Genomic DNA, 25,495 nt, shown 5'->3' with positions numbered 1-25,495 from the left:
GGCTACAGAAGCGATGAAATCAAGCATTATTAAAACCAGTGGAACTTACCCTGACACGGATTTCCACTGGTTTTTAGGATTTTTATCAGATTAACTTCCACTTCTAATAGCGGTGGAACTTAGTTTGCGAATTTAGCAAATTGACAAGAAAAGGCGGTGGGACAGAAATCGATAGACAAAGTCTCGATTTCGTAGTCCCAGCCCCACGAGGATGATTAGGAGCTTTTTGGAGTCTAAAAGACGAACAAAAAGTTCAATCAGCTACCGCGTCAAAGTTTGATTACTAATAAAAAATGAGGTCGGGCTCTTTTGTCCCAACCTCTTCTACTATTCATAAAATTGTTTATAGGGTTTATTAAAGGCTTCTAAGATATCTGATGGAGTTTCTGCATAAGATTTTACCTCTGTCAAATTCCCTTTAACGATAATTCTCTCAACTGCATTAGCATCTTCACAGGTTACCAAGGTAATCTCTTTAATCCCATCACGTTCGTCAATTACATCTACGCGATCAGGAGTTACAATTTTAACTTCTTCAATCTCGTATGTATAGACTTTTTCTTTATCAGTGAGATAAATTTTCATCCCTTTCTCAGCACGAGCAAGAGGAGAGAATAATTTCTTATCTGCATTTTCACCTGCAAAGATACGGTGACTTGCTAGAGAATAATTTCCTTCCCCCATTACCTGATTTGCTTTCATTGTCCCAGCACCATAAAAAAGGTTAACATTATCGAGTCCCTTAAATATTGGTAGATTCATTTCAAGCTCTGGAATGGCAATCCCTCCGATTACCGGAAGTTGCTGGGAATTCCATTGAGCTGATAGGACTGCCTCCGAGGAAAGTGATTTTACAGAGTCAAAATCAAAATTTCCTTCGGTTTCTTTGTTCTCTTCAATCTCTTCCTTAGTTACTTGACTGACCTGATACTTATTAGTGTTCCAAATCATGAACATATCACGAATATTAGCATTGAAGATTAAAGCGATAGATAGCAAGATTAGAAATCCTGCCAGTATGTTAATCAGTAGATTCTTACGTTTATTTTTTTTACTTTGATTCTTTTTTTGAGACATTATGCTTCACTTTCTGTTTCCTGTTCTGCCCCAACTTCTTCTTTTTCTGCTGCTGCAACACTTGTAAAAGTCACAATCTTAGCATCTTGATCTAGACGCATCACTTTTACTCCCATAGTTGAACGCCCCGTTTGTGAAATATTGGCTACATTTGTTCGAATCATGACACCTGTGTCAGTGATAATCATCAAGTCTTCGTCACCGTTTACTGTTAAGAGGCCAGCCAGAGGACCATTTTTTTCAGTAACATTGGCTGTTTTCATTCCCTTACCGGCACGACCTTTTGTTGGGTATTCAGTCGCAACTGTGCGCTTACCGTATCCTTTTTCAGTTATGATAAGGACTTCATCTTGGTCAGTGATCACTCTCGCTCCTACTACTGCATCACCTTCACGAAGGTTTACCCCTTTAACACCAGTGGCGATACGACTCATACTACGAACTGAAGACTGATTGAAACGAACTGCATAACCTAATTTAGTTCCGATGATGATATCTGTGTCTTTTTCAGTTAGTAAGACATTAATCAACTCATCCTCATCTTTCAGATTCAAGGCTTTAAGACCATTTTGACGAATGTTTGCGAATTCTTTAACGCTGGTTCTCTTAACAATACCAGCACGAGTTGTAAAGAAGAGGTAAGCATCATCACTACGTTCTGATTCAACATTGATAATGGTTTGAATGCTTTCACCTTCGTCTAGTTTCAAAAGATTGACGACTGGCAAGCCCTTAGCAGTGCGACCATACTCTGGAATTTCATACCCCTTAAGACGATAAACCCGTCCTTTATTGGTGAAGAAAAGCAAATGATCGTGAGTGCTGGTTGAAACCAATTCACGCACAAAGTCATCGTCCTTAACTCCAGTTCCTTGAACGCCACGTCCACCACGTTTTTGAGCTGTAAATTCGTCTTGGTCCAAACGTTTGATATAACCTTTATTTGATAGAGTGATGAGAACATCAGACTCTTCAATCAAGTCTTCATCTTCAAGCGTCAAGACTTCACCAACCATCAACTCAGTACGACGTGGATCGCCAAACTTACGTTTGACCTCATCCAATTCGTCCTTGATGATTTGCGCTACACGTTCTGGTTTTGCAAGAATGTCTGCCAAGTCAGCAATCAAAGCAATAAGCTCATCATATTCCGACTGAATCTTGTCACGTTCCAAACCGGTCAAACGACGAAGACGCATATCGAGAATTGCTTGACTTTGACGTTCAGATAACTTGAACTTGCACATCAATTCAGTTTGGGCTTCTGCATCCGTTTCACTAGCACGAATGATACGAATGACTTCGTCAATGTGGTCCAGAGCAATTAACAAACCTTCTAAGATGTGTGCACGCGCTTCAGCTTTCTCTTTGTCAAATTGAGTACGACGAGTCACCACTTCTTTTTGGTGCTCAATATAGGCATCCAAGATTTGACGAAGAGAGAGAATCTTAGGTACACCATTCTGGATAGCCAGCATGTTAAATCCAAAGCTAGTTTGCATTTGAGTCATCTTGAACAAGTTGTTCAAGATAACATTGGCTGACGCATCACGCTTCACTTCGATAACAAAGCGAACTCCCTCACGGTTTGATTCATCACGAACAGCTGTAATTCCTTCGATACGTTTTTCTTGAACTAAACGCACAATATGCTCATGGACTTTAGTCTTGTTGACCATGTATGGAAATTCTGTTACAACGATACGTTCGCGACCTGTTTTCGTTTCTTCGATTTCTGTACGTGAACGAAGAACAATGGAGCCTTTTCCTGTTTCATAAGCCTTATGAATACCTGATTTCCCCATGACCAGAGCACCAGTTGGAAAATCTGGACCAGGAAGAACTTCCATTAATTCCTTGGTGGTGACTTCTGGATTATCCATCACTAACTTAACAGCATCAATGGTTTCACCCAAGTTATGTGGTGGAATATTAGTCGCCATACCAACAGCGATACCTGTAGCTCCATTGACCAAAAGATTTGGAAAACGAGCTGGTAAAACAACAGGTTCACGTTCATTGGCATCATAGTTATCAACAAAATCAACGGTATTTTTATTGATGTCACGAAGCATCTCAAGTGCAATCTTGCTCATACGCGCTTCAGTATAACGCTGGGCGGCAGCACCATCACCATCCATGGAACCAAAGTTCCCATGCCCATCTACAAGCATGTAACGGTAACTCCACCATTGCGCCATACGAACCATAGCTTCGTAGATAGATGAGTCACCGTGCGGGTGGTATTTACCCATGACATCCCCTGTAATACGGGCAGATTTCTTATGAGGTTTATCTGGTGTCACACCCAATTCGTTCATACCGTATAGAATACGACGATGAACTGGTTTCAACCCATCTCGAACATCAGGAAGGGCCCGCGATACGATAACACTCATGGCGTAGTCGATAAAGCTGGTCTTCATCTCCTTTGTCAGATTGACATTCACTAAATTTTTATCTTGCATTAACAAATGCCTCATTTCACTATTAGTAACTAGATATATTATACCATAGTTTGACCTAGATTTCAGTCTTCCAATCCGACTAAAACGTTTACATGGCCAAGTGGATGTTATATCCGTGACAAAGCTATTTAAAAGTGATAGAATGAAACTAAACGGGGGAAGCCCTTAAAAAATGAAGGAGATGTTTAGACAAATGACATTAACTAAACAACACAAAAAAGTTATCCTTGTCGGTGACGGTGCCGTAGGATCATCATACGCTTTTGCTCTTGTTAACCAAGGAATTGCACAAGAACTTGGTATCATTGAAATTCCTCAATTGTTTGAAAAAGCTGTTGGTGATGCTGAAGACCTTAGCCACGCGCTTGCTTTTACTTCACCTAAGAAAATTTATGCAGCTAAGTATGAAGACTGTGCGGACGCTGACCTTGTAGTTATCACTGCTGGTGCTCCACAAAAACCAGGTGAAACTCGTCTTGACCTTGTTGGTAAAAACCTTGCTATCAACAAATCAATCGTTGAACAAGTTGTTGCTTCTGGTTTCGACGGTATCTTCCTTGTTGCAGCTAACCCAGTTGACGTTTTGACTTACTCAACTTGGAAATTCTCAGGTTTCCCTAAAGAACGTGTTATCGGTTCAGGTACTTCACTTGACTCAGCTCGTTTCCGTCAAGCACTTGCTGAAAAAATCGGCGTTGATGCTCGTTCAGTTCACGCCTACATCATGGGTGAACACGGTGACTCTGAGTTTGCTGTTTGGTCACACGCTAACGTTGCCGGTGTAAAATTGGAACAATGGTTGCAAGCTAACCGTGACTTGGATGAAGCTGACCTTGTAGAACTCTTCATCTCAGTTCGTGATGCTGCTTACTCAATCATCAACAAAAAAGGTGCAACATACTATGGTATCGCAGTAGCCCTTGCTCGTATTACAAAAGCTATCCTTGATGATGAAAATGCTGTTCTTCCACTTTCAGTATTCCAAGAAGGTCAATACGGAGTTGAAAACGTCTTTATCGGTCAACCAGCTATCGTTGGTGCACACGGTATCGTTCGTCCAGTTAACATCCCATTGAACGATGCTGAAACTCAAAAAATGCAAGCTTCAGCTAAAGAATTACAAGCTATTATTGATGAAGCTTGGAAAAACCCTGAATTCCAAGCAGCTTCAAAAAACTAATTTAAGTTAGAAAAAATGTCTAGACGATTTGTCTAGACATTTTTATATTTCATTACTTTATTTCATTTGAGCAAAAGCTGCTTCTGCATCTGCGTTACTAATCGCACCTAATTGAATCTTAGCAATTTTACCCTGTGAATCAATTAGATACTCTGTAGGGATGCTTCGAATTTGATAATCTTGAAAAACAGCTCCTTTTGTATCATATAAAACAGGGATGTCTTTATAACCTTGTTCTTCAAACCACTTTGGAAATTGGTCTATCGTTTTTTCACCTTGAAGCCCTGGCGCAATGACAGATAAAATTTCGAAACCACGATCTTCCTTAGCAGCAAGCTCCATCAATTCTGGCATACTTTTCTTACATGGTCCACACCAAGATGCCCAAAATTTAAGATAAACTTTCTTACCTTTAAAATCAGATAATTTGACTTCTTTTCCATCCATCGATTGAAGGGTGAAATCAGGTGCTTCTGCTCCAATAGCTACTTGCTTCACAGGAGCTTGTTGTGTCTGATTTGATTGATTTTGTGGACTTGATTTTTTCTCTTCCTTGCCACAAGCAATCAGAAGAAAGAGAGACAAGAAACTAAGTCCAAAATAGATAATTTTTTTCATAGATAACTCCTTTTATCCTAATATTCCAGATAAGACATTTAACTGTCCCAACATTAATAAAATTCCCATGAGAATGATCAATAAACCACCAATCTTCTTCAATAAAAGTATGTGGGATTTGATTCTACTAAAATAAGGCATGACAAGACCTGATGCCAAGGCCAGAAATAAAAATGGAAGTGCCATTCCAAGAGTGTAAATGAGGGTCAATAAAGCCCCCTGAAGAGCTCCATTTCCTCCTGAGGCAGCCAGTGCTAAAACAGAACTTAAAACTGGGCCTATACATGGAGTCCAGCCAAAGCTGAAGCTGATCCCCAGTAAAAATGCCGACAAATATTTACTAGACTGTTTTTGCTTAAATGTTACTGTTTTTTGTACCTCTAATTTTTGTAGATGAAGAATTTCCATCTGATGCAAACCCAGTATGATAATCATGATTCCCATGACATAACGAAACCAGTCAGCATAAAGTAAATTCCCAAGGAATCCTGCTCCAAATCCAAGAATAAAGAAAATGAGAGAGATACCCGCAATGAAACAGAGGGTACGAATCAATCCTGACCAAGCAACGTCTTTACCTAAAAAACGAAATGTATTTGATTCCTCTTGATCATCTAGCAGAACACCTGCGTAGACTGGTAACAAGGGAAAGATACAGGGAGAAAAGAATGACAAGACCCCAGCTATAAAGACAGAAATAAAAAATAAAATACTTTCCAATTAAGAACCTTCTTTCATATAGTCATCTTTTATTTTACTATAAAAGAAAACGTTTGTAAGATATCTGCTACGCAAATTTATTTTCAACTTGAAAGAATCAAAAAAAGGAGCTCAGCTCCTTTTTTGATTAATAAGTTCCCTCTTCACCTTGACTTGTCAAGATTACAGGCCCATCTTTAGTAATAACAAACTGATGCTCGTACTGACATGATAGTCCACCATCGATTGTTTTATGTGCCCAGCCTGTTTTCATATCTGTATCGATTTCCCAATCACCTGTATTGATCATAGGCTCAATGGTTAAGACCATGCCTTCACGAAGGCGGAGACCACGACCTGCGATACCATAGTTAGGTACCATTGGTTCTTCATGCATAGTTGGACCAACACCGTGTCCTACAAGATCACGAACAACTCCGTAACCACGGCTTTCAGCATATTCCTGAATAGCAGCTCCAATATCTCCAATACGATTTCCTACAACAGCCTGCTCAATTCCCTTATACATAGCTTCTTTGGTAACGTCCATTAAGTTTTTAACTTCTTCTGACGGTTTTCCAACAGCGTAAGCCCAACAAGAATCTGCCAAGCCGCCCGTAAAGTTTTGAGTATATTTTTTCATTTGCTCAACGTTGTTAAAATTGAGTTTAGAAACATTGAGGTCAGACTTAGCGATTGGCCCACCAAGGACCATATCAACTTTCAGCAAATCGCCTTCCTTCAAAATATAGTGGCGTGGAAAAGCATGGGCTACTTCGTCATTAAGCGAACAACAAGTTGCGTATGGATAATCCATCATTGCCCCATCAACACCAATTTGAAGAGGGAGGAAATTTTCTTCTTTACAACGACGACGCACATATTCTTCTACTTCCCACATATCTACACCTGGTTTGATGATGTCACGCAAACCGATGTGAATACTGGCAAGAAAATCGCCAGCCTTATCCATTGCTTCGATTTCTCTAGCTGATTTTAATGTAATCATGTTTTCTCCTAGTTTTAATTAATTTTTACAGTAACATTTGCTTTTGATACGATTTGATGATTGATATAAATATCATAGTCGATAATGGCTGACCTTCTCGTATGGTGAATAATTCTAGCCTGAATCCGCAAGATATCATCAATCTGAACAGCCTGTAAAAAGTAAATCAACATCTGTTCAATGATGAGATTACGTCCGCTATTCACGACTAGATCCTGCGTCATATGGGTCAAAATTTCTGAAAGAACTCCATTTGCAAGGACTCCATTTTTTTCCAACATAAATGGTTCAACCGTAATGACAACTTCATCATGGTGGTAAGATAACTTCTGACCAACCTGTTCTGAAAATGTTGGCAATGCTGAAACTTGAGAGCGGCTCATCTTTTCCATGACATCCCGTCTAGTAATAACACCAAGTAAAGTTTGATTACTTCTCACAACAGGTACCATTTCAAAGTCTTCAGCAATCATTCTCTGGCTAACGTTAGCGATATTCGTCGCTAAGCCAGTCATGTAGACTGTCCTTGTCATGACCTTATCTATCGTTGTACCAGGTGATTTATCCCCCGCATCACGCATAGTAACTACACCAACAACGATCTGATGCTGATTGATGACAGGGAAACGGCTCGTTCTATTCTTACGAACCAAGTCTAGATAATCTTTGACAGTATCCGTTTCCTGTAGAAATCCATATTCATGACTAGTACGATAGATTTTTTCAACCGTCAAAATATCTGTCTTGATCTGAACGTTGGACAAAGCTCTGTTGATCATAGTCGCAATTGTAAATGTATCATGCTTACTGCGTAATACTGGAATATTTTTTTTATTAGCATGGTTCAAAACATCTTCATGAACTTCAAATCCACCTGTTACCAAGACAGCATTTTCATTTTCTAGTGCTAATAACTGAATACGTGTTCGATCTCCTACGATAAGTAAGCCGCCATCATGAAGATAAGAAAGAATATTCTTTTCAGTCATCGCTCCAATGGAGAATTTACTAAATTCTCTATCCAATCCAGCTTGACCAGCTAAAACTTCCGAGCCTGTAACTTCTGCAATTTCTGCGAACGTTAATTTCTCAATAGCTACTTTTTTTGACTTTACACGTACTGTTCCACTTCGAGGACGTGTTTCAACAAGTCCCCTATTTTCAGCTTCTTTGATAGCCCGATATGCTGTACCATCACTTACTCCCAGTCGATTTGAAATACTACGAACACTGACACGCTTCCCAACTGGTAATTCTTCCAAGTAGGCTAATATTTCTTGGTGTTTACTCATTTAGATTTCCTTTTGTATAACGGAATTCTAGATAATCCCGCATCTTTCGGGTATAACGATCGCTACCTTTAAAACGACGATAAAGAACAAAATCTGATTTTTCTGCTACTTTCTTACTAGCAACATTTTCTAGATGTGTCACAATCGAAAGTTGCTTCAAGGCAAACTCGTTCATGGATAAATCTCGTAATTTGGTAACTGCTTCAGTCATATAACCCTGAGACCAATAGTCTTTCTTTAAAAAATAGCCAATTTCAGCTTCTTTCTTAATTTCATCAAGTTTTTCAAACTTGATAGCTCCAATCATTCTTTGCTCTTTTTTATCACAAATAGCCCAAATTCCCAAAGGTGATTTCATAAAATAATTGGCAAGAGCATACTGACTTTCTTCAATACTTGCTTGTGCAGGAAAGATAAATTGAAGATTTTCAGGATCTGATGCAAGTTGATGAAAATCATCTACATCTGTAAAAAAGAAGGGACGGAAATATAAACGTTCCGTCTCATAGAAAGAAAATTTTGCTAATTTAGTCCAGATATTCATTGCAATCCTCAAAGTGCTAATCTTCGATTAGCTCAATATCTGCTCCAAGATTACGCAATTTTTCAATAATATTCGAGTAGCCTCGAAGGATGAATTCAACATTGGTAATCTCTGTTTTTCCTTCAGCCATCAAGCCAGCAATAACCAAGGCAGCTCCAGCACGTAGGTCTGTCGCCTTAACTTTTGCACCCTGCAAAGGATTTCCACCCTTATAAAGGATGTGGTCGTTTGTTGTTGAAATATCTGCATTCATTTTGGCTAATTCAAAAACATGGTTGACACGTTTTTCATAGATTGTATCAATCAATGTGCCACGACCTTCTGCTTTTAATAACAAAGGAGTAATAGGCTGTTGAAGATCTGTTGCGAAACCTGGATAAGGAGCTGTCTTGATATTAACAGCCTTTAGATTTGTTTGCTCTTCGACGAAAATACTGTCTTCAGAAACAGTCATGTGAACACCCATTTCTTCAAGTTTAGCAATAAATCCTTCTAAATGCTCATAAAGTACATTGTTAATTCGAATCCCATGACCTACTGCAGCAGCCATTGAAATATAAGTACCTGCTTCAATACGGTCTGGGATGACTTGGTGACGTGTCCCATGAAGGCTATCTACACCATCAATAGTAATCATATCCGTACCTGCGCCACGAATGTGAGCTCCCATATTGTTTAATAATGTAGCCACATCAATGATTTCAGGTTCGCGAGCAGCATTTTCAATAACTGTTCGACCTTTAGATTTTACTGCTGCTAGCATCGTATTGATTGTCGCACCAACACTAACAGTATCCATATAGATATGCGCACCATGTAGACTTGATCCTTGGGTTGAGAGATTCATATTATCTCCCTCGTAGGTTGTCTTAGCTCCCATAGCTTCAAATGCTTTTAAATGCAAATCAATCGGACGTGGTCCTAGGTCACACCCTCCAGGCAAACCTACAGTTGCTTCACCAAAACGTCCTAAAAGACTACCATAGAAATAATAAGACGCACGCAAGCTATTAATTTTACCATAAGGCATTGGTTTATTTTGAACACCACGAGGATCAATCTCAAGAACATCGTCATAACGCTTGACACTAGCTCCCATGATCTCCATAATCTCAATAAGACTAGCTACATCAGAGATGTCTGGAACACAATCCAAAATCACAACATCATCTGATAAAATAATGGCAGGAATCAAGGCAACGACACTATTTTTAGCACCACTAATCGTAATTTCACCTTTCAATGGTCTCCCACCGTTAATGACAATTTTTTTCATTTTATACTCTTTCACTATTTATTAAGAAGGTCTCACCCTATATTATACCATATTTCTTACTAATAGCCAATCCTATAAAATAATTAACAAACGTCTCACACTTAATTCCACCATAAAAATCCGTTTTAGACTAATTTCCACTTTGGTCAGGAAAGTGGAAGTTACTTTGAGAAATTACCCTCAAGATTTTGACAATCTCAACATCATCACAGTTCTGGAAGGTAGAACACAATCTATCATCCGAAATCATTTTCTTAAATATGAGAGTTCTGTCCGAAGTCGCGTCAAAATCATTACTATGGATATGTTTATCCCTTATTATGACTTGACTAGACAACTTCGCTTTCGAATTTCTAGGCTCAGACTGAAACAGTCTACGAGACTGTTTCACTCCCAAACGCTAAAATCGTTCTGGATTGCTTTCACATTGTACAACATCTAAGCCGTGCTATGAGTCGTGTGCGTGTCCAAATTATGAATCAATCAGGATAGTCGTAAACTGAGTGATAAACGTTTTTATCGCCCTACTTTTCGTATGTATTTAACCAATAAGGAAATCCTAAACAAGCTTTTGAGCTATTCCGAAGACTTGAAACACCACTATCATCTCTATCAACTCTTGCTTTTCCACTTTCAGAATAAGGAGCCGAAGAAATTCTTTGGACTCATTGAGGACAATCTAAAGCTGGTTCATCCTCTTTTTCAGACTGTCTTTAAAACCTTTCTAAAGGACAAAGAGAAAATTGTCAACGCTCTTCAACTACCCTATTCTAACGCCAAACTGGAAGCCACTAATAATCTAATCAAACTTATTAAACGCAATGCCTTTGGTTTTCAGAACTTTGAAAACTTCAAAAAACGCATTTTTATCGCTCTGAACATCAAAAAAGAAAGGACGAAATTTGTCCTTTCTCGAGATTAGCTTTTCTTCAACCCACTACAGTTGACAAAGAGCCAAAAAACTTGTCCCTTTTATATTTTAAACAATGGATTTAAGAAACCATCTGTGTTTTGTAATAATTTCTTATAAACTTTCCACTTGAGGCCTTCGGTATGCTTGAAACCACCTTCTTTCAAGTCTTTCTCAACAGCAGTGTTAAATAAGTTTTGAAGTTGAGCGTAAGTTGAAATCTTAGAACCGTCTACTTCAATCTCAACAAAGCCTTTCTGTGCTTTCGCATACACTTCATGATACCAATGTTTCTTCCACTCTTCGAGGTTTTGGAATTGATTATTAGAAACTTTCTTGATAATGAAATCATCACCTAAAAGCCCTTTATTTTCTCTGTTGGCATCACCTTTTAACTTGTTAGAAACATAAGGGATAAAGCCATTCTCATAACCATAGTAACCCCACATACGGAAAGTATTGTGTTTAAAGGAAATAGAACCTACGGTGCTTCGACTCGTATTCCCGCCAAAGATACCTGCCATCATATTGACCGTTTGATAAGCACTATCAAAACCTTCCGTACGGAAGCGACCGTTATTTGGCATACCATGAAGAGTTACAAAGTTATTATCTACCAACTTGTCAATGCTATCAATTGGTAATTTCTTCTCTTCTTCCGTCAAATCACGTAATTTGTCCCACTGGTGTGGTTCTCCAATTAAACGATTTCTATCCGCATTTGTACGCCACTCTTTATCCATCTTCTTGAACCACTTAGAGTTATCAGATAACTTCTGCTTAATAACGGCAGTAGCTTCTAAGTAATCTAACATCATCATAGACTCATTGTAGTTTTTCATATAACTATCAATCTTGTCTCGACTGTCTAACTTAGCTGGATCATAATTGTAGTACTGCTCACCATCATTTTTACGCTCATAAGCCATGTTGATACCCAGAGCTTTATACTCACTATTCGGAGTAGATTTATCAGGGGTTTGTAACATACCTTGAGCAAAGGCTTCTAAGTCAGTACCTTCACGATGCCAATCTCCACCATAGTAAGCCATACGGTCGTTTATGTGAGTTGTTTCATGTGTAAAGGCTGAAATACCAAACTGACTAATCATGTCAGTTACCATGAAGTAAACCTGATCATCTTTCCATGGACGTTCATAAATTTTTGCCATCGCTCCCATCGCTCCGTTAACTTGATGCCAACGATCAGTTGGGCCAAATAGCTCTCGAATAGGAGTTGCAACCTTGCCATCTGAACCATAACCACGGCGACTAGCATTCTTAATACCGCTATAATTTTGATTATCCCAAACAGGCGTTGGTACGGAGTTTTGACTCTTCAAGAGCTGATTACGAACTTTTGGTAAAGCTAAACGAGACCAAAAGTCTAAATATCTTTGTTGAGCTTTCGCTACTTTGTTTATCTCCTCTTTGAAAGCATTTCGTTCTTCTTCCGTATTCTTCCCATATTTTTCAAAAGAACTGAATGCCAACGTGTTGTAAGTAGAAATGACAAAAATATGTGCTTTCTTCAAGTTGAGTAACGGTAAAATCATGCGACTATGCACGTCATTGTTCAAACCGTCATAGATACGATGGCGCTTGTCTTTGAAATCCTCTGTAGTCGTCTCAGGCTCAGAAACATAAACGTTCTTTGCAGCATGAATAAACCAGTCATTTAAGTCGGTGTACTTAGTGAATAAACGCATGTTATAGCCTAACAAGCCATTTAATTCACCTTTTCCAATAGTACCACCAATAACTTCACGATAAGCTTCTAAACTTCTATCTCCTTTTAAATTCTTTTCTGCTGAACCTATACGAATCAAGAAATCTAAAATACTTGGTGTTTTACCATAAAAGTCTGGTTTAAACATCATCAAATGCTTAAAGTTCAAGCCATCATAGTCGATACCATAATAACGATTTAGATAAGTCAAGGCTAATATAATCTTAGCTTTATTATCTTCAACTTTCTTGAGAAGCGCCTTCTCAGCCACTTCATCACTGTTCAGTTGATGGTCTTCATTTTCTAACAAGGACTTCACTAACTTATCTAACGTCTCTCTAACCTCAGCGAAGCTTTCTTCTAGGTATAGAGATGAAGGGTTATTTGTAATAGCTTTAACCTCAGCAGAGTCTAAAGCAACAGAACTCAACTTCTCTTTAACTTTCGTAATCAAGGAATCTCTGTTCTTATCAACCATATTAGGAGTGTAAACTACACCTAAACCATCTACATTATATTCTTTGACTTGTTTTACCTTAGAGTCCGAAACCGCAGATACCCCAAATTCTTCTTTGGTTCCATCGGCATAGTGAATCATGATTTTATCCACACTTGATAAATCAGTGACAAATTGCCCTGCTTTCATACCTGTTACAGACAGAACAGTTTTCTTAACAAGATTGGAATCATCTGTTAACTTATTCCCTTGGTTTACAATCCACTCTTTGTTATAAAATGGTTGCAGTTTTTCCAAGTTTCGATAAGCTAGGTTTCTTGTTTCTTGGTAGTCCTGAATCGCTTTATATTCAGAATCTCTATCAACGATACGATTTAACTTGTTTACAACTGGATCTTGAATAGCGAAGGTATTCGCAGTAATCCCCATATTAGCGATTTTGGCGTCTGCTTCGGCTTGAGAGATACCAGTAATACGATTTGAATGCTTGTAGGAAGATAAACCACTTGCAACACCATTTACATAATTTACACGTTTGATATTATCTAATCCAAAATATTGGTCATTATCATTCAAGGCTGGTGAACCATAGACAATTTCACCATTATTTACTTTAAGCATTGTTACGACGTCTTCAATAACACCCCAGTTAAAGTTGTTATGAATTACACCTCCACTTTCGCCATGCTGAATCAAATTCATAGTACCTTTTATTACAGCATTTCGGAGAAATCCTTTTTTACCTACTGTCATCGAGTCAATACCATGATCTAGTTTACCAATTAAACCACCAGATTTAGATTTATTGGCACTAATCTTAGCATCAACGTAAGCTTTATCAACGTTACTTATCCAACTTTCGCTGACAAGTCCACCAGACCACCAGCCTTTATCTCCAAGACTGTTAATCTTGCCAATAAAAGCTACATTGCGCATATTAGCTTCGTCTAACTTATTAACAGCACCGGTTACATCGTTATTTCCTGTTACTGAACCTACTACTTTGATATTCTCAAGTGTAGACTTCTTAAACATATTACCAATAGGTGCAACTTTATCAGCCCAAGGCATGTTTATATTTACATTACCTAAGTTAAAGTTTTTGAGTGTAGCACCTTCAGCCTCATTAAACAAAGGTCTTTCTAAGTTATGAATCGTGTACTGATGATTCTCTACACTTGATAAAGTACCTCTAAACTTAGCCATAACATAAGCTTTACCTGCTGGCTTAACGTTAACTGCATTCAAATCTGCACCAAGTTTAAACTCACCGGTAGGATTTGCTTGCATGTCTTTTGCTAAATCATGGAAGTTGTAATAAACCTTATCCTCGGTAGCCCTCGGTTTTTCAAGATAATAAGTGTAAGTGTCTCTTAACTTACCGTCTTTATCACGTTGAACTAAGTCAGGTGCTTTTGCCGTTATCTTGTAAAGCTGCTTACCTTCCTCAATGACCTCTTCAATCTTATCAATTGCTAAACGAGTCACTTTGTTTTCTCTGGAGGTTACTTTTAAGTAATAGTTGTTAACATTACTTGGAAGAGAGGTTAAATGATTACTATCGCTTTCGACACCGCTTTCGTTTACTTGTACGAGACTGGTATTTGCAATATCTTTCAACTCAACTTTCTTTAAATCTAAGCGTAAAGGTTTATCTTCCAAAGTCGATACTTCTGCACCCTTACCTACATCATAAGTCATAGTGGTTGAAATCGTATAATCTTTGTAATAGTCTAAGTTCTCTAATACTTGAGATAAGTTATCGGTTTTTAAATCAAGCGTTTTTACAATTTTTCCACCTTCTTTGATAGTCGCTACAATGCGTGTAATTGTAGCATTGTCTTGATTTTCTAGATTGTAGTTAATTGTAGCAGACTTAGCTAAAACATCCTTAGATACAGTGGTCAGAGTCAAAACAGGAGCCGTTTTTTCTTTGGGCTTTTCTTTGGTACCTTTTACAAGAATTTCAGGCTTCATTTCTTTCAACACAGTTACTGTTTCAACTGGGTCACTGATTTTTTTGCCATGTAACTCTTCATAGCTAGTAACAATTTGACGTTCTCCATCCTCACCAACTTGTTTAATAGAATCATCACCTATAAATTTGCTAGAATCAGATTCTTCTGTGATAGTTTTAGGAATAGTCTCTGTACGAATATCAGTATGTAAAGCAGGAAGCTCTTCTCTCTCTGGAGCAACGTCAGGAACTGTAGCTAGCGGATCGGTATACTCTGAGATTTCAATAACCGGCGGATCAATTAAGTTTCCTGTTTCATCTACTCCTGTTGTACCTACAGATTCCGTGTATTCTGACTTCTCGGACTTGGGTGCTTCTTCTGGAACTGTGCCTACCGGTTCAGTGTATGCTGGTTTTTCATGAACTTCAGGCTCGCCTTTATCAGTCGCAATAGCTTCCGGCAACGCTGGTTGAACTTCTGGTTCACCTTTGTCAGTCACAACAGCTTCGGGTAACGCTGGTTGAACTTCTGGTTCACCTTTGTCAGTTACAATAGCTTCCGGCAACGCTGGTTGAACTTCTGGTTCGCCTTTGTCAGTTACAACAGCTTCGGGTAACGCTGGTTGAACTTCTGGTTCACCTTTATCAGTTACAACAGCTTCGGGTAACGCTGGTTGGACTTCCGGCTCACCTTTTTCAGTCACAACTGCTTCTGGTAATGCCGGTTGAACTTCCGGTTCGCCTTTTTCAGTCACAACAGCTTCGGGTAACGCTGGTTGAACTTCCGGTTCGCCTTTGTCAGTCACAACAGCTTCGGGTAACTCTGGTTGAACCTCAGGTTCTACCAGATTACCACCAACTGGTGCTGTATATTCTAGCTTCTCTGCCTTAGGAGCCTCATCTGGGACTGTGCCTACGGGTTCAGTGTATTCTGGCTTGTCTGCTTTAGGTGCTTCGTCAGGCACTGTACCCACAGGTTGAGTGTACTCTGGTTTCTCAGCCTTAGGCGCTTCGTCTGGAACTGTACCCACTGGTTTAGTGTATTCTGGTTTCTCAGCTTTAGGTGCTTCGTCTGGAACTGTACCCACTGTTTTAGTGTATTCTGGTTTCTCAGCTTTAGGTGCCATATCAGGAACTGTTCCTACCGGTGCAGTATATTCTGGTTTTTCATGAACTTCGGGCTCAACCAGATTACCACCAACTGGTGCTGTATGTTCTGGTTTTTCTGCTTTAGGCGCTTCATTAGGAATACTTTGAATTTCAGATACTGGAACATTTTTTGTCCCCTCATTCTTATGTTGAATTTCTGAAATTGCATCATCATCAAGCGGTAAGTATCCAATATAACGATATCCAGCAATTTGAACTATTCCTTCATTACTTGGAGCTTTCAAAGGATTGCTTATATCGAGAGCTTGCATACTAGAAAGACTAATCATTCCGATAGTAGTAACTAAGAACAAACTACTAACTTTTTTCTTTTTATGAACCAAAAGGACTAAACTACCAACAGCTAATAGTCCTAAAGCTGTAAGCACAGAAGTAGATGAACCTGTTGCAGGAAGAGCTTCCTGCTGATAAATAAGAGCATAAATTACCTCATTATCAGTAGGAATTCCTGCTTGAATCTTTCTTTGTTCTTCCTTTGTAAGAGCGCTTTTTTCAATGTAATGATAGGTAGAAGCATGAATGACTGACGGTGCAACCAAGATACTTCCGAGTAAAAATGAACCAACAATCCCACAGATTTTTCGGATTGAAAACCGTTCTTTTTTAAATAATGACAAGCGTAATCACCTTCTTTAATTTTATTTCCTAATAGTAAACACTATTTTTTATTTTCGAAAATTGAACTTCTAAAATCATCAGTTTGATTTAGATAGGCCTTAAACACTGCTCTCTTTAACTTATGAACTGCACTATCATATTCTGGATTATAGTTGTCCCAAGAATAACGATTCTCATCTGCATCCTTACGGACAGCTTCGTCCATTAATCGCTGCAGTTCTTCTACACTATGAATCGTCTTTCTTGCAAAACTTGCCCAAGATTTGGTTGGATCGTTGAAGGTCACCTTTTTCAAGTTTACAAACTGACCCACCCGTTCTTGGTACATAGCTGTCTTAAATTCTGCCCAAGTTTTATACTTACCTTCAAATACCTTTTCCAAAACAAGATCATCTGTCACCAATCCTCGTTCTTTACCATAAAGATTGATAGTTTTCCCTTGTTGTTTAGCAACTTCCTCGTATTGGTTTGAGATATAAGGTACCATTCCATCCTTAAAACCTTTGGCAGCCAGAAGTTCATAAGCAATCCTACGTCCCATCAAATCACCCGGAGTTCCCTTACTGCTCAGAGCCGAATAGATTGGGGCGAAGAGTTTAATCGTATAGTAACCGTTTCTTTCATATTCCCCAGACTTATATTCACGAGCTGACAAGATATTATTTTTAATTAAACTATCAAAGGTAGTCAATTTTTTGGCATCTTCTTCTGTCAGATTTTGTACAACGTTAGTAGCGTAAACCTCATTTCCATCTGCAGGATCTTTCACGTATTTATTCTCGATTTTTCTCAGGGCCGTCATTTTCTGATAAGCATCTAACTGTTTCACGATAGATTGCCCTTCGAGATATTCCAACATGTAAACGACATCAAACATATTGTGGACGTAGTTCTGAAGATCTGCTGCGTCATTAAATCTTGTAGTTGGATCAAGTACTTGCAATCGCTGGCCTTCTGTACTATCTGATGTTTTATGTTTCAAGATAGAGTTGATGGTAATGGTTGCATCACTTGGTTGGTCAGGAGCTTGCAATAAGCCTTTTGCGAAGAACTCCGGTCCTAAGCCGCTTCTTCGACCATAGCCACCAAGGTAAATATCCTGATCTGAATCATGGGTCATCTCATGGGTATAAGTAATGGCTCCATCCTTGTCTAACATACGATAGGACATATAGTAAACGCCATCTCCAGTTGCATAAGCACCATGATGATTGTGAACTACTTTATTCCCCACTGGACCAAAGAAATTCTTCATCGCCGGATTGGTACTATCAAACTTAGCCTCAACTGTAGCTTTTCCAGATGTTGTATCATCTCCAAACTTATAGGCATCATAAAGTAAAATTGTACGATAGAGCTTTTCACGTCCTTCTTTATCTAAAATACGATACCAATAATCATAGTGATCTCGCTGACGTTTGGCTGTTTCACGCGCATTATCTTCAACAAACTTATTGAGTTCATCTCCAGCCTTATAATCGCTGTTGCGGTAGCGATCGTAAGCGCCAAATCCTAGACTAGACAAGGTTGAGATGACAAATACAGATCTTTCTGGCAAGGTAAGGAGAGGCAAGACCATATTGCGGTATTTCCAAGTACTACTAGTAATTCTGTCATAAACACCGATAGAATACTTAGTCCCTGCTTGCTCTTGCTTGGCTTTGACCTCTGCAATAGTGGATTTTTCTTCGACAATGAAAGCTTTGGTCTGTTTTTTAAACCAGTCATTATTGCTAGTGTTTGGTAAAAAGACTTTTCGGTAATTTTCCAACGTGCTAAACAAATCTGTCGTTCCATGATGGCTGGCAAGACTGATAGCATAAGTATCGACATTGTTTTTAGCAAGCAGATTATTAAATCCTGATTTCCCTAACTCAATCAGAGTATCTAGTGGTGAAGTATTTCCTTTACCAAAGAAGTCTGGACGATACATCACCAGGTCTTTGACATTCACTTGACCGTAGCTAAAGTTATACCAACGTTCTAAATAAGTTAAACCGAGTAGCAAAGCTTCCTTATTGTTCTTGATTTTATCTACAAGATAGCCTCTGGTAACTGGGTTGTCACCAGCAAGTCCAGCATCTGCTGACAAGAGTTTTTTCAAACTGTTTGCCAAATTTTGTTTTGTTTTGACGAACTGGTCTTCCAGATAGAGCTCAGTTTGCTTGACATCTGGAGAAATTCCGAGTATCTTTCTGATGGCATCCGACTTATAGTCAACCTTTTGTAAGTCAGGTAAGACTTGCTTAATGATAGAGTCTTGGTCATACAAGAATTGATTTGGAGTGTAGAGGAGTCCTGTATCCCCTAAACTATATTCTGCTAGCTTGGCAAAATCAGTCTGGTACTTGAGATCGAGCTTCTCAGATGAATGGTCCTGATAGTGAAGCAAGAGTTTATTTGCAGTCTGTTTGTTAGAAACAATATCTGTGATTACTTGGTCATCCTTCATCATAACTGCGGACAAGAGTTCTTTTTGATATAAGAGACTGTTCTCCTTAACCAGGTTTCCGTATTTCACGATGGTCGCCTTGTTATAGAAAGGTAACAATTTTTCAATGTTCTTATAAACCAAAGCACGGTTAGCTTGATAATGCTTCACCTCAGAAAAATCACTTTCTTTACTACCACTTGTTGAAAGGGGCTCCACTGTTGGAGGAGTGAGAGGATTGATTTCTGCTTTTTTATTAGTCACTTCAGAAGCATCTAGCATTGTTCCTCTTTCTTCAAAGGATTCTTTGCTGATGACTTCATCCCTAACCAAGGTGACATTGTATACTCTGTTCGCTTTGCTGCTGAATGTGTCCTTCACCTTCATTCCATTGTAGTGGTAACCGGTAATGGCATTCCCGTTGGTTACATTGACATCACTTAGTACATTGGTCAATCTTCCTGCATGCTGTTCCTCATTTGTTTTTCGATCCCACAAATATCCTGCTACACCCGCGACTCTACCAAAGTGCTTGACATTATTGATATCACCTTCAGCATAGCTATCCTGTATATGCGCATCTTGGTCTATTAGACCTGCTAGCCCACCAACAGTCTGATCTGAACTATTGGTGTTGGATGAAATGGTTACTGTCGCTTTGGATTTAGCAATAGACGCATTTTTTCCTGTTAAATGACCGACCAGGCCACCGATATTATAGGCAGCAGTTGTTTCATAGGTATTGACAATTCTTCCCTTGAAACTACTCTCTGTGATGCTTGATTGGTCTGCCTTAGCCAACAAACCACCGATACCACGTTCACCGGCGAGTACACCATCCACATGAACTTGCTTAATTTTTGTGTTATTCTGAGCTTCATTTGCCAGTGAAGCAATATCATTTTTCCCTGAAATAGTAACATTTTTTAGACTCAGTTTTTCTACTGTAGCACCACTCAAGTTTTCAAACAGAGGTTTTTTCAAATTATAGATAGCATACTTCTTACCATCTTTTTCTCCAATCAACTGACCAGTAAAGGTTCCCTTGATATAGGATTTATCATCAGGACCAAGCTCCACTTCGTTAGCATTCAGGCTAGCTGCTAAATGATAGGTTCCAGAGAGATTTTGGTTTATAGCTTTGACCAGATTACTAAAGGAAGTAAAGTTTGTATTTTCCTCTTTAGACTTCTTATCGAGGTAGAAGGTGAAATGGTCGACATATTTATTGTTCTGCTCTTGCTGGAGTTTCTCAGCCTTAGCTGTAATTTTATAAACTGACTGACCATTTCTTTCCTCTTCAGTTATTGAGGCGACTGGTAGATAGACATCTTTAAATGCCGAAGATTTTACCTTGACAAAGTAAGTATCTGTATTGTTTGGAACACCATCCAACGAAACATGCTGTTTATAAATTCCATTCGTCTGGCTATAGAGCTCTACATCAGAAACATTTCTTAATTCGAGTGTTTTTTCTGGATCTGTTTCTTTCGGCTTCTCAATCGGAGTTTCAGGTTTTAATTGCTCAATATTCCCCTTATATTCAGGAAGTGGATCTACCTGTTCAGGCTCACCTTTGTCAGTTACAACTGCTTCTGGTAAGGCGGGTTGGACTGCAGGCTCACCTTTATCAGTTACAACAGCTTCTGGTAACTCTGGGTGAACTTCAGGTTCTCCTTTATCAGTAACAACTGCTTCTGGCAATTCAGGTTGAACTTCTGGTTCTCCTTTATCGCTTACAACTGCTTCTGGTAACTCTGGCTGGATCGCTGGTTCACCCTTGTTGGTTATTACAGCCTCTGGCAATTCAGGTTGAACTTCTGGTTCGCCTTTGTCACTTACTAAAGCTTCTGGTAACTCTGGCTGAATTGCAGGTTCGCCTTTATCGCTTACAACTGCTTCTGGTAGTTCAGGTTGAATTGCAGGCTCACCCTTATCAGTCACGACTGCTTCTGGTAACGCAGGTTGAACTTCCGGCTCACCTTTGTCAGTCACAACTGCTTCTGGTAGTTCAGGTTGAACTTCAGGTTTACCTTTGTCTGTTATAACTGCTTCTGGCAATTCAGGTTGAACTTCAGGTTCTCCTTTATCAGTAACAACTGCTTCTGGCAATTCAGGTTGAACTTCAGGTTCTCCTTTATCAGTAACAACTGCTTCGGGCAAGGCGGGTTGAACTTCAGGCTCACCTTTGTCAGTTACAACCGCTTCTGGTAATTCAGACTGAACTTCAGGCTCACCCTTATCAGTCACGACTGCTTCGGGTAACGCAGGTTGAACTTCAGGTTCTCCTTTATCAGTAACAACTGCTTCGGGCAAGGCGGGTTGGACTGCAGGCTCACCTTTGTCACTGACTACAGCTTCTGGCAACTCTGCTTGGACTGCTGGTTCACCTTTGTCAGTTACAACTGCTTCGGGCAAGGCGGGTTGGACTGCAGGCTCACCCTTGTCGGTTACAACTGCTTGGGGTAATTCTGGCTGGATCGCAGGCTCACCTTTATCACTGACTACAGCCTCTGGCAAGGCAGGTTGGACTTCAGGTTCGCCTTTGTCACTGACTACAGCCTCTGGCAAGGCGGGTTGGACTGCAGCCTCCCCTTTATCACTTACAACTGCTTCTGGTAACGCTGGATGAATTGCAGGCTCCCCTTTGTCAGTTACTACAGCCTCTGGCAACTCTGGTTGGATTGCTGGTTCACCTTTATCGGTTACAACTGCTTCTGGTAAGGCGGGTTGGACTGCAGGTTCGCCTTTATCACTTACTACTGCTTCGGGTAATGCAGGCTGAACTGCGGGTTCACCTTTGGCGCTTGCCATAGTTTCTGGCAATTCTGGTTGGACTGCAGGTTCACCTTTGTCAGTTACAACTGCTTCTGGTAAGGCGGGTTGAACTGCGGGCTCCCCTTTGTCACTTACTACTGCTTCTGGTAATTCAGGTTGAACTTCAGGTTCGCCTTTATCAGTTACTACAGCTTCTGGTAACGCAGGTTGGACTTCAGGTTTGCCTTTTGCGCGTACAACAGCAGAATTTGAAGATTGTTTCTCTTCTTTTCTTGGATTGGTTAATTCTGCAGAGATAGGTTTTTCAACTACTTGAACTTCTGTCGGCTTAGTTGAAGAAACAGATGTTTGTTCCTGCATAGCTTGTACTGTTGATGGATTCTCGACAAAATTCGGTGTAACACTATAATCCACCTTTTGTTGTTTTGTAGGAGTGGCTGCTGATTTCTCTTGATTGCTTACTTTAGATTCAGAAGTTATGTTTCCCTCCTTGATATATCCAATATAAGTGTAACCTGAAATCCCTTTAGGAAGAGGTAATTTTTCTCCTGTGGTCAATTCATAGTCAGTATTGTAATTCAGTAAGAGATTATTTTCTAAAGCATGAGCTGATACTAGGACACCGTTTCCGATTCCTGCAACCAATACTAAATGTAATACTGTTTTATTCTTAACTTTTTTCTTAGAAACGGCAAAAATTAAAATCCCCAGAGCCGCTAAGCTAGCACCAGCAACTAGGGTTTGCATATCATTCTTACTTCCAGTATTTGGTAAGTCTCCCAGTTGATTTTGGGAATTTAATTTATAAACAAGATAATAAGTTTCATCATCATTCTCCATGTATGTCGGAATGTCATAGACAAGCTGTTTCTTTTCTTCTGATGATAACTCTGACTCTGTCACATATTTATAGTGAACACCTTTAGTCTCTTGAGCCTCTACAGATGAACTAGCTAATACAGACATAAAAAATAAACTTGAAATCGTTGCAGATACAAGTCCTACTGATAATTTTCTAAATGAAAAACGCTGCTGTTTTTCACCAAAATACTTTTCCATGATTCCTCCTTGAAATAAAATTTAAAAATATGTAAGGTAAACTTTATTATATTAGCTTGTTATCTTATAAAAAGGTAACACACTTCAATTATACTCTTAATTTACCAAAAAGTCTTAAAATTGAGATGCGCTTTCATACTTTGTTTTATATATAAAATACGAATGAACAGGGTTTGAATTTCTTATATTCTTTTTGGATAAAAAAATAGGCTCTCCGAAAACTCGGAAAGCCTTATTTAATGCTACTTCTAGCTTCCTCACCTTTACATTTCAAGGCTCGGGATAAAAAGGTTCACTGGACCTTTTTATTTTGCGATTGGGTAAACAGAAACTTGTTTTTTATCGCGACCTTTACGTTCAAAGCGTACTACGCCCTCAACTTTAGCGAACAAAGTATCGTCTCCACCACGTCCAACGTTTACACCTGGATAGATGTGTGTACCACGTTGACGGTAAAGGATAGATCCACCTGTTACAGTTTGTCCGTCAGCTGCTTTAGCTCCAAGACGTTTCGCTTGTGAATCACGTCCGTTTGATGTAGAACCTCCACCTTTTTTGTGGGCGAAAAGTTGCATGTTAGTAAGAGTCATTTTTAACATAATGTTTTCCTCCGTGTTAGTTTTCTGTGATAACTCTGGTTTGGACGAACTCAGAAGAGTCCTCCGATAAGTTTGCCATTCCTAAGAAAAATGATTCAAAGAATAACTGAGTCATTTCTCTCTGATGTGAAGGGATATCTTTAGGAATTTCCACCATTAGATAACCATCTTCATCTTCGTTTAATTGTAAGATTGGTTCATAGCCTGCAAATTTCTCAATAGAATTGACAAAGTTAGTGGCAAGCGTAGAAACCGATGCACACACGACGTCAAAGCCGTTTTCGCCAATTTTGGCGTGTCCAGTAATCTCCGCACTCCTCAGCTCGCCATCTTCGGCTCTCTCAAAGACTGCTTGTATCATGTGTTCTCCTTAAAATTAAGCGTTGATTGCGTTGATGACAACTTTAGTATATGGTTGACGGTGACCTTGTTTACGGTGGCTACCTTTTTTAGGTTTGTACTTGTAAGTAACAACTTTCTTTTGTTTTCCTTGTTTTTCAACAGTTCCAACTACAGTAGCTCCAGCAACAAGTGGAGTTCCGACAACAGTGTTTTCACCACCAACAAGAACAACTTCGTTAAAAGTAACTTCTTGACCAGCTTCAACGTTCAATTTTTCAACGTAAACTGCTTGACCAACTTCAACTTTAACTTGTTTTCCGCCAGTTTTGATAATTGCGTATGTGCTCATTATGCACCTCCTATGATTTTTTGGGTTTCCCCGTATTTTTGTGAAGACTCGCCTAGCATCGTGGGACGAACCACTTACACTTGAAAATCAAGCAACGATGTTCGTGCGGTTGCACAGGACTGTGCATAGTCAACTCTACAAGTATAGCATGATTCCTATTTTTTGACAAGCATTTATCATCAAAATTAAGCTTTTTCTCCGACTTTTTTCCTCCAATTAGCAAAAAGCATACTTAGATAAAAAATACTCATCATGATTGGAATTCCTAAAATTGTTTTTTCTTCATAAAAAATACTCAGATAAGCTGAGACAACAACTCCTAGAACAAAACTCGATAGCAAACTAACAAAGATTAGACCTTCTCGCAAAAAGGGAGTATGTTTGGTTCGAACATAGTCCCCGAAAGCCAACATAGTTCGTTTAATATTTCCCGTCATAAAAGCATTATTGTATGCAATTCCCGAAACTTCTCCGAAAGCTGTTGTTACAAGTCCCATACAAAATGCTAACGGTGGTACTATGTATATATTATCAACCGTCAAGGGAACAAATCCTATAATCAAAGATAAAATTGCTAGTGGAATAAGGGATAGAATTGGTTTCCTTACAATCCTCAACTTTTCTTTATAGACTGTCAAAAGGAAGACACCCACCATGAAGGAAATCAAGGTCATTACCTTGGCACTGGCATCTGAAACATTGTCCTGAATGAGACCAACGGAAAGGAAAACGACATTTCCCGTTTGGCCTGCAACTAGAGTATTCCCACGTATGATAAAGGTATAGGCATCTACATAACCCGCACAAAAAGTCAAAAAAAGCGCCAATCGTTTTGAATGACGAGAAATTTTTCTCATTGGTAATAATCTCATACTACACTCCTATTTTTTCTGAATCTATTGTACCATTTTCTCTTAATTTTTCGAAGTGTCA

Annotated in this window: 15 protein-coding genes, 1 pseudogene and 1 other annotated feature; of the genes and pseudogenes, 2 read left to right on the top strand and 14 right to left on the bottom strand. The window is 39.1% G+C overall.

The annotated features are described in order from the left end of the window. Window positions 1-327: 327 nt before the first annotated feature. Window positions 328-1,077, bottom strand: a complete 750-nt coding sequence (locus QM406_RS08580; RefSeq protein ID WP_414273975.1) for a class A sortase — start codon at window positions 1,075-1,077, stop codon at window positions 328-330. Beyond that, window positions 1,077-3,545, bottom strand: a complete 2,469-nt coding sequence (gene gyrA / locus QM406_RS08575) for a DNA gyrase subunit A (RefSeq protein WP_414273974.1) — start codon at window positions 3,543-3,545, stop codon at window positions 1,077-1,079. Before gyrA ends, QM406_RS08580 begins: the two co-directional genes overlap by 1 nt. A 193-nt stretch (window positions 3,546-3,738) precedes the next feature. On the opposite strand from gyrA, the gene QM406_RS08570 reads away from it, so the two are divergent. Then, entirely contained in the window at window positions 3,739-4,725 is a 987-nt protein-coding gene (locus QM406_RS08570) for an L-lactate dehydrogenase (RefSeq protein ID WP_000176425.1), read from the top strand. A 57-nt stretch (window positions 4,726-4,782) separates the two neighbouring features. On the opposite strand, the gene sdbB is transcribed toward QM406_RS08570, so the two are convergent. The 6 genes from sdbB to QM406_RS08540 all read right to left on the bottom strand — a co-directional run bounded on the left by sdbB (window position 4,783) and on the right by QM406_RS08540 (window position 10,163). Further along, window positions 4,783-5,343: a thiol-disulfide oxidoreductase-associated lipoprotein SdbB gene (gene sdbB, locus QM406_RS08565; RefSeq protein ID WP_311523642.1), complete on the bottom strand. Its 561-nt coding sequence runs from the start codon at window positions 5,341-5,343 to the stop codon at window positions 4,783-4,785. 12 nt (window positions 5,344-5,355) lie between these two features. Beyond that, window positions 5,356-6,063: a thiol-disulfide oxidoreductase-associated membrane protein CcdA2 gene (gene ccdA2 / locus QM406_RS08560; RefSeq protein WP_414273973.1), complete on the bottom strand. Its 708-nt coding sequence runs from the start codon at window positions 6,061-6,063 to the stop codon at window positions 5,356-5,358. 127 nt (window positions 6,064-6,190) lie between these two features. After that, entirely contained in the window at window positions 6,191-7,051 is an 861-nt protein-coding gene (locus QM406_RS08555; RefSeq protein WP_045763436.1) for a methionyl aminopeptidase, read from the bottom strand. A 14-nt stretch (window positions 7,052-7,065) separates the two neighbouring features. Further along, a complete protein-coding gene (spxR, locus tag QM406_RS08550; RefSeq protein ID WP_414273972.1) occupies window positions 7,066-8,343 on the bottom strand; it encodes a CBS-HotDog domain-containing transcription factor SpxR in 1,278 nt (425 codons plus the stop codon). After that, window positions 8,336-8,887 carry a GNAT family N-acetyltransferase gene (locus QM406_RS08545; protein ID WP_311523636.1) on the bottom strand — a complete coding sequence of 184 codons (552 nt, stop codon included), beginning with the start codon at window positions 8,885-8,887 and terminating at the stop codon, window positions 8,336-8,338. Before QM406_RS08545 ends, spxR begins: the two co-directional genes overlap by 8 nt. Before the next feature lie 16 nt (window positions 8,888-8,903). Next, window positions 8,904-10,163, bottom strand: coding sequence for a UDP-N-acetylglucosamine 1-carboxyvinyltransferase (locus QM406_RS08540; protein WP_311523634.1), 1,260 nt, complete (start codon window positions 10,161-10,163; stop codon window positions 8,904-8,906). Window positions 10,164-10,344: 181 nt separating this feature from the next. On the opposite strand from QM406_RS08540, the pseudogene QM406_RS08535 reads away from it, so the two are divergent. After that, window positions 10,345-11,085, top strand: a pseudogene (locus QM406_RS08535) (transposase); the annotation flags it as partial. 50 nt (window positions 11,086-11,135) lie between these two features. Here the strand turns inward: QM406_RS08535 and QM406_RS08530 are convergent. The 6 genes from QM406_RS08530 to QM406_RS08505 form a co-directional block, all read right to left on the bottom strand. Continuing rightward, complete coding sequence (locus QM406_RS08530; protein WP_414273971.1) at window positions 11,136-17,003, bottom strand: SIALI-17 repeat-containing surface protein; 5,868 nt, start codon at window positions 17,001-17,003, stop codon at window positions 11,136-11,138. 41 nt (window positions 17,004-17,044) lie between these two features. After that, on the bottom strand, window positions 17,045-23,272 hold the full coding sequence (locus tag QM406_RS08525; RefSeq protein ID WP_414273970.1) for a ZmpA/ZmpB/ZmpC family metallo-endopeptidase: 6,228 nt from the start codon (window positions 23,270-23,272) through the stop codon (window positions 17,045-17,047). 305 nt (window positions 23,273-23,577) lie between these two features. Next, the gene (gene rpmA / locus QM406_RS08520) at window positions 23,578-23,871 is read right to left on the bottom strand and encodes a 50S ribosomal protein L27 (RefSeq protein ID WP_075229047.1); all 294 of its coding nucleotides are present in this window, start codon (window positions 23,869-23,871) and stop codon (window positions 23,578-23,580) included. A 16-nt stretch (window positions 23,872-23,887) separates the two neighbouring features. Then, on the bottom strand, window positions 23,888-24,232 hold the full coding sequence (locus QM406_RS08515) for a ribosomal-processing cysteine protease Prp (RefSeq protein ID WP_075229048.1): 345 nt from the start codon (window positions 24,230-24,232) through the stop codon (window positions 23,888-23,890). Between the two features lie 15 nt (window positions 24,233-24,247). Next, a complete protein-coding gene (rplU, locus tag QM406_RS08510) occupies window positions 24,248-24,562 on the bottom strand; it encodes a 50S ribosomal protein L21 (protein ID WP_000109141.1) in 315 nt (104 codons plus the stop codon). A 34-nt stretch (window positions 24,563-24,596) separates the two neighbouring features. Then, window positions 24,597-24,683 (bottom strand) — a sequence feature (ribosomal protein L21 leader region). A gap of 64 nt (window positions 24,684-24,747) precedes the next feature. Further along, the gene (locus QM406_RS08505; RefSeq protein ID WP_311523350.1) at window positions 24,748-25,434 is read right to left on the bottom strand and encodes a YoaK family protein; all 687 of its coding nucleotides are present in this window, start codon (window positions 25,432-25,434) and stop codon (window positions 24,748-24,750) included. Between the last annotated feature and the right edge of the window lie 61 nt (window positions 25,435-25,495).

Origin of the sequence: Streptococcus infantis (assembly GCF_047465035.1) — a bacterium.
GTDB classification, from domain to species: domain Bacteria; phylum Bacillota; class Bacilli; order Lactobacillales; family Streptococcaceae; genus Streptococcus; species Streptococcus infantis_T.
Note: the sequence above shows the minus strand (reverse complement) of the source record. Positions and strands in the feature narration are given on the sequence as shown.

Excerpts from the sequence above, each read along its gene's own strand:
- QM406_RS08580 (WP_414273975.1), bottom strand. The coding sequence starts at position 1,077 with ATGTCTCAAAAAAAGAATCAAAGTAAAAAAAATAAACGTAAGAATCTA.
- gyrA (WP_414273974.1), bottom strand. The coding sequence starts at position 3,545 with ATGCAAGATAAAAATTTAGTGAATGTCAATCTGACAAAGGAGATGAAG.
- QM406_RS08570 (WP_000176425.1), top strand. The coding sequence starts at position 3,739 with ATGACATTAACTAAACAACACAAAAAAGTTATCCTTGTCGGTGACGGT.
- sdbB (WP_311523642.1), bottom strand. The coding sequence starts at position 5,343 with ATGAAAAAAATTATCTATTTTGGACTTAGTTTCTTGTCTCTCTTTCTT.
- QM406_RS08555 (WP_045763436.1), bottom strand. The coding sequence starts at position 7,051 with ATGATTACATTAAAATCAGCTAGAGAAATCGAAGCAATGGATAAGGCT.
- spxR (WP_414273972.1), bottom strand. The coding sequence starts at position 8,343 with ATGAGTAAACACCAAGAAATATTAGCCTACTTGGAAGAATTACCAGTT.
- QM406_RS08545 (WP_311523636.1), bottom strand. The coding sequence starts at position 8,887 with ATGAATATCTGGACTAAATTAGCAAAATTTTCTTTCTATGAGACGGAA.
- QM406_RS08540 (WP_311523634.1), bottom strand. The coding sequence starts at position 10,163 with ATGAAAAAAATTGTCATTAACGGTGGGAGACCATTGAAAGGTGAAATT.
- QM406_RS08525 (WP_414273970.1), bottom strand. The coding sequence starts at position 23,272 with ATGGAAAAGTATTTTGGTGAAAAACAGCAGCGTTTTTCATTTAGAAAA.
- rpmA (WP_075229047.1), bottom strand. The coding sequence starts at position 23,871 with ATGTTAAAAATGACTCTTACTAACATGCAACTTTTCGCCCACAAAAAA.
- QM406_RS08515 (WP_075229048.1), bottom strand. The coding sequence starts at position 24,232 with ATGATACAAGCAGTCTTTGAGAGAGCCGAAGATGGCGAGCTGAGGAGT.
- rplU (WP_000109141.1), bottom strand. The coding sequence starts at position 24,562 with ATGAGCACATACGCAATTATCAAAACTGGCGGAAAACAAGTTAAAGTT.
- QM406_RS08505 (WP_311523350.1), bottom strand. The coding sequence starts at position 25,434 with ATGAGATTATTACCAATGAGAAAAATTTCTCGTCATTCAAAACGATTG.